9 protein-coding genes are annotated in these 13,037 nt (G+C 67.4%); 3 read left to right on the forward strand and 6 right to left on the reverse strand.

From position 1 onward, the window contains the following. Positions 1-16: 16 nt before the first annotated feature. From ASJ79_RS23750 to ASJ79_RS23765, 4 genes are all read right to left on the reverse strand, one after another. Positions 17-6,931 (reverse strand): VCBS domain-containing protein, encoded by a 6,915-nt coding sequence (locus tag ASJ79_RS23750; RefSeq protein ID WP_067960724.1) that lies wholly within the window; start codon positions 6,929-6,931, stop codon positions 17-19. 369 nt (positions 6,932-7,300) lie between these two features. Continuing rightward, positions 7,301-7,657, reverse strand: a complete 357-nt coding sequence (locus ASJ79_RS23755) for a hypothetical protein (protein ID WP_067960727.1) — start codon at positions 7,655-7,657, stop codon at positions 7,301-7,303. Next, the gene (locus ASJ79_RS23760) at positions 7,654-8,022 is read right to left on the reverse strand and encodes a chromosome condensation protein CrcB (protein ID WP_067960729.1); all 369 of its coding nucleotides are present in this window, start codon (positions 8,020-8,022) and stop codon (positions 7,654-7,656) included. The genes ASJ79_RS23755 and ASJ79_RS23760 overlap by 4 nt, the downstream gene beginning before the upstream one ends. Before the next feature lie 42 nt (positions 8,023-8,064). Beyond that, complete coding sequence (locus ASJ79_RS23765) at positions 8,065-8,736, reverse strand: GtrA family protein (protein WP_067960732.1); 672 nt, start codon at positions 8,734-8,736, stop codon at positions 8,065-8,067. A gap of 130 nt (positions 8,737-8,866) precedes the next feature. Here ASJ79_RS23765 and ASJ79_RS23770 point away from each other — a divergent pair, with 130 nt between their 5' ends. Both ASJ79_RS23770 and purE read left to right on the forward strand, forming a co-directional pair. After that, on the forward strand, positions 8,867-10,027 hold the full coding sequence (locus ASJ79_RS23770) for a 5-(carboxyamino)imidazole ribonucleotide synthase (protein WP_067960734.1): 1,161 nt from the start codon (positions 8,867-8,869) through the stop codon (positions 10,025-10,027). After that, positions 10,024-10,524, forward strand: coding sequence for a 5-(carboxyamino)imidazole ribonucleotide mutase (gene purE / locus ASJ79_RS23775; RefSeq protein ID WP_067960736.1), 501 nt, complete (start codon positions 10,024-10,026; stop codon positions 10,522-10,524). The genes ASJ79_RS23770 and purE overlap by 4 nt, the downstream gene beginning before the upstream one ends. Before the next feature lie 124 nt (positions 10,525-10,648). Here purE and ASJ79_RS23780 read toward each other — a convergent pair whose 3' ends face one another. Then, on the reverse strand, positions 10,649-10,840 hold the full coding sequence (locus ASJ79_RS23780; protein WP_156448609.1) for a hypothetical protein: 192 nt from the start codon (positions 10,838-10,840) through the stop codon (positions 10,649-10,651). A 134-nt stretch (positions 10,841-10,974) separates the two neighbouring features. Here ASJ79_RS23780 and ASJ79_RS23785 point away from each other — a divergent pair, with 134 nt between their 5' ends. Further along, positions 10,975-12,144 (forward strand): acyl-CoA dehydrogenase, encoded by a 1,170-nt coding sequence (locus ASJ79_RS23785; protein WP_067960782.1) that lies wholly within the window; start codon positions 10,975-10,977, stop codon positions 12,142-12,144. A 95-nt stretch (positions 12,145-12,239) separates the two neighbouring features. Here ASJ79_RS23785 and ASJ79_RS23790 read toward each other — a convergent pair whose 3' ends face one another. Beyond that, entirely contained in the window at positions 12,240-13,028 is a 789-nt protein-coding gene (locus ASJ79_RS23790; protein WP_067960740.1) for a biotin--[acetyl-CoA-carboxylase] ligase, read from the reverse strand. Positions 13,029-13,037: the final 9 nt, after the last annotated feature.

Below are 13,037 nucleotides of genomic sequence, written 5' to 3' on the forward strand. Positions count from 1 at the left end.
GGCGGCTGCTTGATGCTCAGACCTCCTGGCCGCTTTGGATCGTGCCGAGGTCGACCGCCCACAATCCCGCGCCCGTCATCACATAGGTGGTGTCGCCGATCAGGATGACGCCGTTGTCGAGCCCCTGCGCCGCCCACGGGAACGGTTGCGCCACCGGCACGGGGCCGTCCTCGGTCATCGCCCACAGGTGAGTCCGGGTTTCCTCCATGCTTGCCGGGTCGCCGTCGGTGGAGGAAGACACCAGGTATGTGGTGTCGCCGATGCGGACAGGTGTCCTCGACATACCGCCGACAATCGAATACGTGACGGCAGGCGCTCCGCTGTCCGGATCCAAGACCGTGAGGTAGGTCTGGCCTAGGGTCCAGTAGTCCTGCTGGGGAACCTCAACATAGACATCAGAAACCAGATAGGTCTTGCCATCGATGGTGAGGGGTTCACCTCCCGGAAGGCCCGCGCGGGCCGCGCCGGGTGGAATGACACCGCCGGGACCGATTTCTGTCAGATAGAACTGTTGGTCACCGACGAACGAGCCGTCGCGCGCCGTCACCAGGTAGGTCGTCTCACCGATGGTCACCCCCGGGTACCCGCCGAAGGTTTCGATCACCTGGCCCGGAATGTCAACATCCACCGGCGTCACGCCGGCAGGGCCCACCGCCGTCAAGTGCGTCTGGTAGCCGGACTCGTCATCGCCGGTCACGGTCACCACGTAGGCGGTGTCACCTACCACCACCGGATCGACAACGTTCTCGAAATAACCGGGGACGGGGCTTCCCACTCGGGTCAGTTCCTCGGCTCCGACGCGGACGAAATGGATCTGCGAGCCAGCGCCGGGTGCCGAAGCCTCAATCCCCAGGTAGGTGGTGTCGCCGATGAGAATCGTTCTTGCGTCCCAGACAGTATCCGCCTCGGGAAGAGCGACAGGGTCACCGACCGGCGTCAATCCGCCCGGACCGATCGCCAGCAGCTGCACCTGGTAGCCGGTCGGGTTGTCGGTCCACGTCGCCACGTAGGGGTTCCCGTCCAGCATGATGAGGGAGCCGCCCCCAACGGCGATACCCCCGCCGACCGGCGTCAGACCTTCGGCGCCGACCGTCATGAGTTGGGTCTGGTCACCGAGGGTCGCATCGAACACACGCATCACCACATAGGTGTCGTCACCGATGACGAATGGGCCGGCGTCCTCGCCCAGATACCCGGCGACGGGGTCGCCGACATACGTCATGCTCCCGGGTGTCGGCCCGAACGTCGAAAGGTGGATCTGTGAGATGTAGAGGGGGTCTCCGCTGTCGGTCTGAGAGAAGAAGTACGGGTTACCACCGATGACGAAGGGATCGCCTATCAGGCGGCCGGGACTGCCGCCCACGTAGACGGTCCCCGAAGCCGTCAATGCGCTCACGTGGTGGGTGGTGACGTCGGAATAGGACTCGGTCAGCACATAGGTGTTACCGCCGAGGACCACAGGATCATCGAACAGTCCCCCGGGCATCGGAACCATTGCCGGTGTCACGCCGTTCGGCTCTACCAAGGTGACATGGGTTTCGTAGTTGAACTCATGATCGCTTGTCCACGACACCACGAAGGTGTTGTCGCCGCTCGTGATGACATCCTGGAAGTGGCCGGGAACCGTTGTCGTCGAACCGATCCCGTTCGTGGTGATGGCCGTCAAGTGGATCTGCTCGGTACCAGAACCCGCCTCGCCGGATTGCGACACCAGATAGGTCGTACTTCCCGAAGCGAAGTGACGAAGCTTGAGGTTGTAGATGTCTGTGATGTCGAAGGGATCGCCCGCAATAGCGCCGGCGATCGGTATCAAACCGTCAGCATCCAGCCGCGCCAGATAGGTTTGGCGTTCGGCACCGAGCGTCACCGAGACCACATAGGTGGTTTCGCCCACGGTCAACGTGCCGAACACCGCACCCGAGACCGGTGCGCTGGCCGGCATGCGGTAACTGCCGTCCCGCGCGATGATGACCGCGAGGTGGCTGACCTGCTGCTCCTCGTCGTAGGTGAAGAAGTAGCCGTCACCGGTGTCGGGATCGATGAACGACTGCAGCGGAATCTCACCGGACGGCAACGGGACTGCGGCGACCGGCGAGCCGGTGATCGGTTCGGTGACCACGATCGGCGCCGTCGCGGTCGTTCCGTCGGTCGCCGCGACGGCGAACGTGACCTCCACGGACTGCTGCCCCAACGCGTGGGCCAGAACGCGGGTGCGCGCGGTCGGCGTGAACGTCCACTGCCCGGTCTGCGCGTTCAGTTCGAGCGTCCCCAGCGCCGGGTCGGGTTGGGTCACCACGTAGTAGGTCAGCACCTCGTCATCGGTGACGTTGACCTGCCCGACGATCGCACCGGTCGCCGGATCGGGCCCGCCCGGCGCCACGGTGTACGGCTCCGCCTCGTCGACCACCGGCGCCTGGTAGGGCGCCAGCTCGCTGATCAGTGCGGACACGGCCACCGAGACCGCCGTGCTGCCGTCGGAGACGGTCACGGTGAACGGCAGTCGGTCCTGGCCCGCGGTGAAGTACGCTGCCTCCCGGGCAGCCTGAGTCGGGGTGAAAGTCCATGCTCCCGTGGCGCTGTCGACCTCCAGGCTGCCCACCTCAGGGTCCACCACGGTGTCGAGCTGATAGCTCAGCGGCCGGCCCCCAGGGCTGAAGACCTTGAAATGTCCTGTCACGGCGCCGGTTTCGTCATCAACATCGTCGACCACAAACCCCGGCACCCCGACCACCGGGAAGTCACCGATCGCGTGCACCTTGGTCACCACGTCCCCGCTGGCCTCGTCGACGTAACCCGCACTGAAGTACGCGGTCCCGTCGGTGCCGACGCTGACCAGGGCGACCCGTGTGGAGGCAACCTCGATGACCTTGCCCGCACCGTCGCCGGTGATCGCCCACACCTCGCTGGTGCCCCCGGTGACCTCGGGTCCGTCCGAAATCGTCACGTACGCCGTGCCATCCGGCGCGAATGTCACCAACCGGGGCTGGACTCCGGTCAACCCGCCGGCTTCCAGGCCGGCCACCACACTTCCGGCGGCTGAGAAGGTCTCAAGCGTCGAGCCGTCGGCGCGCAGGACGAGCACCGAGGTGATGGTGCCGCCGTCCTCGTCCTGTTGGCCGGCGAAGACGTAGCCTCGGCCGTCCGGCCCGAAGACGATCGGATCCGTACCCATCGTGGCGGCGCCGGCACCGGGGATCTCGTCCGACACCGCGCCTGTCGCAACGGACACCACCGACACGAAAGACTGCCCGGTCTCAGCATCGACGCGGGTCACCCGCTGGAACGCGGCGCCGGTCGGAGAGATGCTGACCGGCTGGTCCACCGTCACCTCGACCGGAAGCGCGCGGGTCGTGATCGTCCCGCCCCGTGTGATCACGGCGACGTGATACCGGCCTGTCTCGGATCGATAGGACACGTAAGCGGTTCCGTCCGGTGCGACGACCAGATTACCGCCGTTGACCTGTAGCGCGGCAACCTGCCCGGGGATCGCCACCGAAATCACGCTGCCGTCGATGTCGACGATCTTCAGTTCGTACACCACGCCGTTCCCGGCGAACCGCTGCGCCTGCACGTATGCGGTGCCGTCCCCGGCAACACGCACGAAACTGGCGAGATTCCCGTCGAACGACGTCGTCCGCACCGCGGTGGAGGTGACGCGCGACAGGAAGAGTTGCATGCCGGTCTGGCTCTGGGTGCCCGTGACCACGTGGACGCTGCCGTCCGGGCCCACCGTGATCGGTGCGCCGCCGAAGCCGAGGACACCCGGAACCTGACGCACCGTGAGCGTCGAACCAGTAAACATCAGAATGTCGGTGACGTTGCTCGCCTGACCGCTCGCGGTGGTCACCGCCACATAGACGTTGCCGTCCGACGCGAGCACCGGCTGAGTCGCCATGGTGATCGGCTGCTCGAAATGCGACGTGGCCGTTCCGTCGGGGTCGATGGCGAGGATGGCGGAGGTGCCGTACCGCACCAAATAGGCGCTTCCGTCCGGTGTGACCACCGGAGTTCCGGCCGTCGACCCGTCCACGTCATAGGTCTGCGTGCTGTTCGCCGCGGACACCCGCACGAGTCGATACGAAAACGCGACCAGGTTTCCCTCGTCGTCGGTCTCAATCTCCACCGTCGTGAAGAACGCAGTGCCGTTGGCAGCCAGCGATATCGCGCCTGCGGCCATGCCGCTGGCTGTTCCCGCATCGGTGACGACACCCTGCGCGTTCACCACGGAGATATAGCTGATGTTGGTAGTGGTATCCGTGGTGACCAACAGCAGGCTGCCGTCGGGACGGGCGACCGCCGACGATGCGCCGAGTACTCCTCCGGGGATGTCGTCACTGGTGGCGATGACCCGACCGTCCTCGTCGAGAACGCTCACGCGGGTGATCGCTGTCGGGAGCCCGGTCTGGTCGTCGTAGTCCGACGTCACCTGGTAGCGGGTTCCGTCGGAGGCGACGACGACGCTTCCCGCCGGTGCACCGGGCGCGGTCTCCGCCGTCGTCACCACCGGCGGTGCGACCGTCACCGAGACCGTGACGGTGTCGGTGCCGCCGTGGCCGTCGGTGACCGTGACGGTGAACGTGTCGGTGTCGGTGCCGGGTGTCTGCGCCGCCTGGGCGCGCGCGACATCGGTGGGCTTGTAGCTGAACTGGCCCGTGGTGGTGTTCAGCGTGATCTCACCGCCTTTGGCGGAAAGCGCTGGGGCAGAATAGGTTCGGGTATCACCGTCCGCGTCGGTGGCAGTGACGATGCCGGCGACGATGCCGGTCTCGGGGTCCGGGCTACCGGCGGAGAAACTTGCGTCAGGTGGGGTGTTCGCGCCGACGATGGTCACCGTCACGGGTACAGCGAGCGTGCCGCCCAGTCCGTCATCGACCATCACCGTGAACGAGTCCGTCAACGCTGAAGCCGGCGCGCCCACGGCCGCCGCGGCGTGACGGGCCTCCGGTGTCGGGCTGTAGGTGAAGCTGCCGTCGGGATCGACGACGACACTGCCCTTCGAGGTGGTGCCGGAGCCGCTGTAGGACAGCGCATTTTCGTCAGGGTCGATGGCCGTGACCGTACCGGTGACGACGCCGTCGACACCCGGAGCGTCGACGGAGAAGGACCCGTCGGTGGGATCGGCGTTGGTACTTGTCGACGGTGCGATCTGCACCGTGACCGTCGCGGTGTCTTTGCCGCCGTGACCGTCGGTGACGGTCACGGTCAGTGTGTCGGTCCGGTCCGCCGGGGTTGCGCCGTCGGCTCCGGCCGCCTGGCGAGCCGCTGCGGTCGGTGTATAGGTGAAGGTGCCGTCGCCGTTGTTGACCAACGTGCCTTTCGCCGTCGACGCCGGAGCGGTGAACGTCAGTTCGTCACCGTCGCTGTCGCGTGCGCTCACCGTCACGGTGACCACCCCGTCGTCATCCGGCCTCGTCGCGCCCGCCCTGGTGATCCTCGGATCGACGTTGCGCGGAGCGATGTTCACCGTGACCGGTACGACCAGAGACCCGCCGAACCCGTCGGTGACCGTGACGGCGAAGGTGTCGACCATGTCGGCCGCAGTTGCGCCGACAGCCGCGGCGGCGTGCCGCGCATCGGAGGTGGGGGTGTAGACGAAGCGACCTGACGAGTACACGGTGACGCGGCCCTTGTCGGTCACCGTCGAACCCGAATAGGTCAACCAGTCGCCGTCGGCGTCGGTGGCGAACACCCGGCCCGACACGCGGCCCGTCCAAATGCCGGGGTCACGCTGCTCGACGTCGTCGAACTCGGGTGCCTCGTTGTCGATCGCGGCGATCTGCACGGTGAACCGCACGGTGTCGGTACCGCCGTGACCATCGTCGACGGTCACGGTGAACGTGTCGCGCCGCGCGCCGAACGACCAAAAGCTTCGGTTACCGGCGGCTTCGCGAGCCGCTTCGGTCGGCGTGTAGACGAACGTGCCGTCGTCGTTGACGACCACGCTGCCTTTGCCGGATGTGCTGACCCGGTAGGTCAGGGTGTCGCCGTCGCTGTCATCGGTCACGACAACCCCAGTGACCGCACCGGTATCCATGTTCGGCAGCCCGACCGACCCCGAGGCGTCGGGTCGCTTGTTGGCCGGGCGGATCTCGACGTTGATCTGCACCTCGGTCAGGTGGCCGTTGCCGTCGTCGATGGTGATGACGAACGAATCGGTGCGATCGTCGTCGGTGGCATCACTTTTCGCTGCGGCATGCCGGGCCGCCTCGGTGGGCGTGTACGTGAACGAGCCCCGGGGGTTGACCACGACCGTGCCCTTGCCCGTACTGGTGGAACCGGTGTACGTCAGCCTGTCCCGATCACTGTCTGATCCGAACACCAGCCCGAAGACGCGCCCCGTCAGCCATCCCGGTGAGAACACCCAGGCCCGACCGGTGGGTGCGGCATTCGGATCGACGGCTGCCGCGGTGTCCAGTGCCGCCGCCATGTGCAGCCCATCACCGGTCTGCTCGCTGCGCTGCCCGAGTTGCCGCCGGGCGAAGGCGAGCAGACCCCACGCCAACGGGGAATCGGCAGGCGCATGGTTGTCCGAGGCGCCGAAGGGCGCGAGCACCGACGACAAAAGCGACGTCACGGACGTCACCCCGTTCTGCTCGGGTTCTTCGTGCGGCGCTTCCTCGGTGATGTCGACGGCGACATCGGTGACCGGCGCGGGTTGCGTCATCGGCGCCTCGTTCGCGACCTCGGGCACTTCGAGATCGGTGTCCTCGATGGGCGCCTGAGAATCCTCGTCATCCGTGGGCCGCGGGGTGTGGTCGTCGGCCGTGACGTCGGCCGCTGTTGATCTGTCGCGGTCGCGTGCTTCGACGTCGCCGGTGTCGGGTGCAGACGGCTCTTCGGGACTTACCTCCGGATCCACCCCGGCACCGGTGCCGCCCTCAAGATCATCGAGGCCACCGAGGTCGATTCCCGCGTCATTCTCGTCATCCACATCGTCGTCATCGGAGCCAGGATCGGTGCCGTCCTCGTTGGGTTCGGAGTCGATCTCGCCATCGCCGGAGTCAACGGCTGCACCGTCGTGAGCTACTCCATTAGCATCTTCGGTGCCGGACGGGCTACCCGTTTCGGTCGAAGTCGTACGTTCGGATGACGAGCTGCCGTCTGTTTCCGATTCGGCCCATGCCACAACAGGGCTGGATGTCACCGCCGCGCCGATCCCCAGCGCTACAGCGAGCGCCCCGACACGACCGATGTAATTCGAATAGCCCACGACCCACCCCTTACGAGCAAATATTGTCGGGCGGGATATTACGTTGCTGGATGTGCTCTGGGGCTGGTAATTCCGAAGTTCGCGCACGACCTATGAAAGTTTGCGCTCCAACGTGATGCCTGCGCGTAGCGCGAGATAGCCGAACAACGCGAACGTCGCACCGACCGTGCAGTGCACCGCCAACCCCCGGACCACCCGCCACGCGGTGCGCAGGACCGCGTCGCCGCCCAGCCAGATCGGCCGCGCCAGGCTGACCGCGACCATGCTCGCCGCGGAACCGAGCACCCCGACACCGACCAGCGCGGTCAGCGCCGTCGAATGCGACTGGGTGTGGAACGCGCCCATCGACGCGCACACCACGGCCGTCGCCGCCAGCGGCCTGCGGGTGAACAACAGGCCCAGCGCGGTGCCGGCCGCGCCGCCGAGCGCGACCAGAATCCACGTCACCGCGTCATCGCCTTCATCGCTGACAGACCGCAGATCAGCCCGGCGATCGCCGCGGCCGGTATCACCGTCAGGAACGCGATGGACAGCAGCGGCGGCTGGCTGACCGTCAGCACGGCATAGGCGCTCAGACTGGCCGCGCTGGCGCACACCCCGAGCACGAAACTGGGCAACGGCGTGGTGGCTCCGCGGGCGACCAGAAACGTGGCCACCGCGAACGCCGAGCCGACCGTGACCGTCGTCGAGATCAGCACCTGATGCGGCTGCGGCCACACTTCGGCGGCGGCGAATCGGATCAGCGCACCCACCGCGCCGCCCAAGACGAGGGCCCACGGCTGCGCTTGCAGGCGGCGGTGTCGACCCGGCACGTGTTGAGGCTATGTCCCGACCGTCGCACCGGCAGCGCCGAACTATGAGGTCTTCGACACCCTGGGTTCGGAGGAATCCATCTGACGCTGCTTCCAGCGTCGGCGGCTGGGCCGCATCGGCGTGACGTTGTCGGTGTTCTCGGGATGCCGCAGCTCGTATTCGTCTTCCAGCGCCTCGGCGATCCCGCCGCCGGTGAGCGTGGACTCCAGCGCCTTCTCCGGGTTGCGGGCGAACTCGTCGGGGAACACGAACCGGCGGAACGCCCAGAACCGGAACGCCATCTGCAGCAGATTGCCGATGATGTAGGCCGACACGAAGTCGGCGACGTTCTCCGCGGCCAGCGACACCATCGGCGCGCGCAGCATGAACACATAGCTGGAGATCCACAGCGGGGCCATGCTCAGCAGCACGCCGACGCCGCTGACACCGAAGAACAGCAGCGCCTCGTGGTGACGTTCTCGCCCGCCGCGGTCGCGGAAGGACCATTCCCGGTTCAGGATGTAGGACGCGATCACCGCGACGATGCCGGCGATGATCTTCGCCGTCACCGGCTTGGGCTCCAGGATCGTCAGCTTGAGCGTGAAGAAGATAGCCGAGTCGATGACGAAGGTGGTCGCGCCGACGATGGCGAACTTGATCAGCTCATGGTGCCGTTCGGCGTAGGGACGGATCGGCCGCGGCAGGCGGCGGATCGTCGCATCGGCAAAGGACACAATGAGGCAGTTTACGTAAGCCGCTGCCGAGATGTCGCATCGCTCGGTAACCGCAGGTCAAGGACGTGGCGTAGGTCATGACACGATATAGGCCGTGTCACGAACTCACGCTTCCCCGCCCGTCGTAGCAATGGTCGGCGGCGGCCAACTCGCCCGGATGACGGCCCAGGCCGCGATCGCGCTCGGTCAGACGCTGCGTGTGCTGGCCCTCCGCAGCGACGAATCCGCCGCCCAGGTCACCCCCGACGTCGTGCTCGGTTCGCACACCGACCTCTCGGCGCTGCGCAGCGTCGCCGCCGGGGCGACGGCGTTCACGTTCGACCACGAACACGTGCCGACTGAGCTGCTGGACGCGCTGGTCGCCGACGGCGTCAACGTGTTGCCGCCGCCGTCGGCGCTGGTGCATGCGCAGGACAAGCTGGTGATGCGCCGGCGGCTGTCCGCGCTCGGGGCTCCGGTGCCCCGTTTCGCGGAGGTGTCCTCGGTCGAGGACGCGGTGGCGTTCTGCGCCGAGGTCGGCGGGCCGGTGGTCATCAAGACGGTGCGCGGCGGCTACGACGGCCGCGGCGTCATCATGGCGTCGGGTGCCGACGAGGCCCGCGCGGTGGTGTCGCAGTATCTGAGCGACGGCGTGGCCGTGATGATCGAGGAGCGCGTGCAGATGCGCCGCGAGCTGGCCGCGCTGGTGGCGCGCTCGCCGTTCGGGCAGGGCGCGGCGTGGCCGGTGGTCGAGACCGTGCAGCGCGACGGCATCTGCGTCACCGTGCTGGCCCCCGCACCCGGTTTGTCCGAGGAATTGGGTTCTGCTGCTTCGGGATTGGCGTTGCGGATCGCGGATTCTCTCGGGGTTGTCGGGGTGCTGGCGGTGGAGCTGTTCGAGACCGTCGACGGCGCGCTGATGGTCAATGAACTCGCGATGCGTCCGCACAACTCCGGGCACTGGACCATGGACGGCGCGCGCACGTCGCAGTTCGAGCAGCACCTGCGCGCGGTGCTGGACTACCCGCTCGGGGACACCGCCGCGCTGGCGCCGACGGTGATGGGCAACGTGCTCGGTGCCCCCGAGACGCCCGCGATGTCGATGGACGAGCGCGTGCACCACCTGTTCGCGCGGATGCCGGACGCCAAGGTGCATCTGTACGGCAAGGAGGAACGCCCGGGCCGCAAGGTCGGGCACGTCAACATCGTCGGCGGCACGGAGTCGGTGGAGTCCCTGCGGGAGCGTGCCGAGCGGGCGGCACACTGGTTGTCGCACGCAGAGTGGACCGACGGATGGGATCCTCACGCATGACAGCTCGGGTGGGCTTGATCATGGGCAGCGACAGCGACTGGCCGGTGATGTCGGACGCTGCCACGGCGCTGGCCGAATTCGAAGTGCCGTTCGAGGTCGGTGTGGTGTCGGCGCACCGCACGCCGAACCGCATGCTGACCTACGCCGCCGAGGCCGCGGCCCGGGGCCTGCAGGTGATCATCGCCGGGGCCGGGGGTGCGGCACACCTGCCCGGCATGGTCGCGTCGGCGACCCCGCTGCCGGTGATCGGTGTTCCGGTGCCGTTGGCGCGGCTGGACGGGATGGACTCGCTGCTGTCGATCGTGCAGATGCCGGCCGGGGTACCGGTGGCGACGGTGTCGATCGGCGGCGCGCGCAATGCCGGGCTGTTGGCGGTGCGCATTCTCGCAGCTTCGGACACTGCGCTGCGGGATCGTATGGTGGCTTTCCAGGCCTCGCTGGAGCAGATGGTGCTGGAGAAGGACGACGCGCTGCGGCGAAAGCTGATGGGGGATTAGGGGGCTCCTTCCGCCGAAATTGCATTCCAGCAGAAGAAGTTCGAGTGGAGCTCTGCCGGAATGCAAGTTCGGCAGCTGCTATGCGGACGTGACATCGCTCACCGAGCGATGTCACGGGGTCATCCTACGACGCCCGCAGCACCACGACAGGCTCGGCGGCCTGGACCGGCGAACCGGCGTGGATGTGGCCCGTCTGCGCCGCGTGCACACCCGCATCGACGACCGCGGAAGCGCGCAGCCATCGCGGAGTAGCGTTCCAACCACACTCACAATGCGCGGTACGGCGGAAGGCGGGGCCCTCGATGTACACCTGCATGTCGAAGACGGTACCCACGGACGCTGAGAGCGAACCAAGTCCCGGGCTGAGTTTTCCCTGAGAGGCGACGGGAGGCGACTTCGTCCCACGCCGCAGGCACGGTAAAGTTACCGGCGAGTAGCAAGGAGATGATGATGGCTAGTTGGGCCGGAAATCCGTCATTCGATCTGTTCCAGTTGCCCGAGGAGCATCAGGAACTGCGATCGGCGATCCGTGCGCTGGCGGAGAAGGAGATCGCTCCGCACGCCGCCGACGTCGACGAGAATTCGCGATTCCCGCAGGAGGCGCTCGACGCGCTCGTCGCGTCGGGCTTCAACGCGGTGCACGTCCCCGAGGAGTTCGGCGGCCAGGGTGCCGACTCAATGGCGGCGTGCATCGTCATCGAGGAGGTGGCCCGCGTAGACGCCTCGGCGTCGTTGATCCCGGCGGTCAACAAGCTCGGCACGATGGGGCTGATCCTGCGCGGCTCGGATGAGCTGAAGAAGCAGGTGCTGCCGTCGGTCGCCTCCGGCGAGGCGATGGCGTCCTACGCTTTGTCCGAGCGTGAGGCCGGCAGCGACGCGGCGGCGATGCGCACCCGCGCCAAGGCCGACGGCGACACCTGGATCCTCAACGGCGCCAAATGCTGGATCACCAACGGCGGCAAGTCGTCTTGGTACACGGTGATGGCGGTGACCGATCCCGACAAGGGCGCCAACGGCATCTCGGCGTTCATGGTCCACATCGACGACGAGGGCTTCACCATCGGGCCCAAGGAGCGCAAGCTCGGCATCAAGGGCTCGCCGACCACCGAGCTGTACTTCGAGAACTGCCGCATCCCGGGTGACCGGATCATCGGTGAGCCGGGCACCGGGTTCAAGACCGCGCTGGCGACGCTGGACCACACCCGTCCGACCATCGGTGCGCAGGCCGTGGGCATCGCGCAGGGCGCGCTGGACGCCGCGCTCGAATATGTGAAGGACCGCAAGCAGTTCGGCAAGCCGATCAGCGATTTCCAGGCTGTGCAGTTCATGCTCGCCGACATGGCGATGAAGGTCGAAGCGGCCCGGTTGATGGTGTACTCGGCGGCGGCGCGTGCCGAGCGCGGCGAGGGCAACCTCGGGTTCATCTCGGCGGCGTCGAAGTGCCTGGCCTCGGACGTCGCGATGGAGGTGACCACTGACGCGGTGCAGCTGTTCGGCGGCGCCGGCTACACCGTCGACTTCCCGGTCGAGCGGATGATGCGCGACGCGAAGATCACCCAGATCTACGAGGGCACCAATCAGATTCAGCGCGTGGTGATGAGCCGCGCCCTGCTGAAGTGAGCTGACCGCGGGCGTGCACCCACGGTAGTTCTCGCCCCGGGGGCACTACCGTGGGTGCACGCTCGCGAAAGGCGCGCTCGCGAAAACTCCGCGCGTCACTCGGCGGGACGCACGTGCGTGATGTCGCCGGCCGACACCGTCACCGTCGAGCCGCTGTCGTCGATGAGCAACCGGCCCGCGTCGTCGATTCCTGTTGCGACGCCGACGATCTCGGTGTCGCCGGGCAGCAGCGCACGCACCCGGGTGCCGATCGTCGTGCTGACGCCGCGGTAGTCGGCGGTCAACGCGGCGTCGGCGGTGCGCCAGCGACGCAGCTGTACGGCGAGCTCCCGCAGCACCGCCGCCGCGAGCGCGGTGCGGTCGGCATCGTGACCGAGCATCGCCAGCGACACCGCGTTCGGGTCGGGAAGTTCGTCGGCGGTCAGGCTCACATTGAGGCCCAGGCCGACGACGATCACCGGCGCGGACACCTCGGCGAGGATGCCCGCCAATTTCCCACTGCCGACCAGGATGTCGTTGGGCCACTTGACTCCTGCGTCGACACCGAAGCCGTCCCGAACCACCCGCGCGACCGCGAGGCCGGTCAGCAGCGGCAGCCACCCCCACCGGTCCGCCGCGACGCCGGTGGTGTCCACGCCGACGGACATCGAGATCTGCGAGCGGGCCGGCGCCGACCAGTTTCGGCCATGCCGCCCCCGTCCGGCCGCCTGGTACTCGGCGAACAGCACCGCACCGGCGATGTCCTCGCCCGCCGCAGCCCGGGCGATCAGATCGGCGTTCGTCGACCCGGTCTCCTCGACCACGTCGACGCGCCGCCATCCGGTATCGGAAATGGCGGCGCGGAGTTGGTCGATGTTCAGTGGTGGACGGTGAGGTGCGGGCACGGCGTCGAG

It is taken from the genome of Mycobacterium sp. NAZ190054, from assembly GCF_001545925.1.
Taxonomy (GTDB): Bacteria; Actinomycetota; Actinomycetes; order Mycobacteriales; family Mycobacteriaceae; genus Mycobacterium.

Coding starts and splice junctions, on each gene's coding strand:
- ASJ79_RS23785 (WP_067960782.1), top strand. CDS start 10,975: ATGGCTAGTTGGGCCGGAAATCCGTCATTCGATCTGTTCCAGTTGCCC.
- ASJ79_RS23770 (WP_067960734.1), top strand. CDS start 8,867: ATGGTCGGCGGCGGCCAACTCGCCCGGATGACGGCCCAGGCCGCGATC.
- purE (WP_067960736.1), top strand. CDS start 10,024: ATGACAGCTCGGGTGGGCTTGATCATGGGCAGCGACAGCGACTGGCCG.
- ASJ79_RS23780 (WP_156448609.1), bottom strand. CDS start 10,840: ATGCAGGTGTACATCGAGGGCCCCGCCTTCCGCCGTACCGCGCATTGT.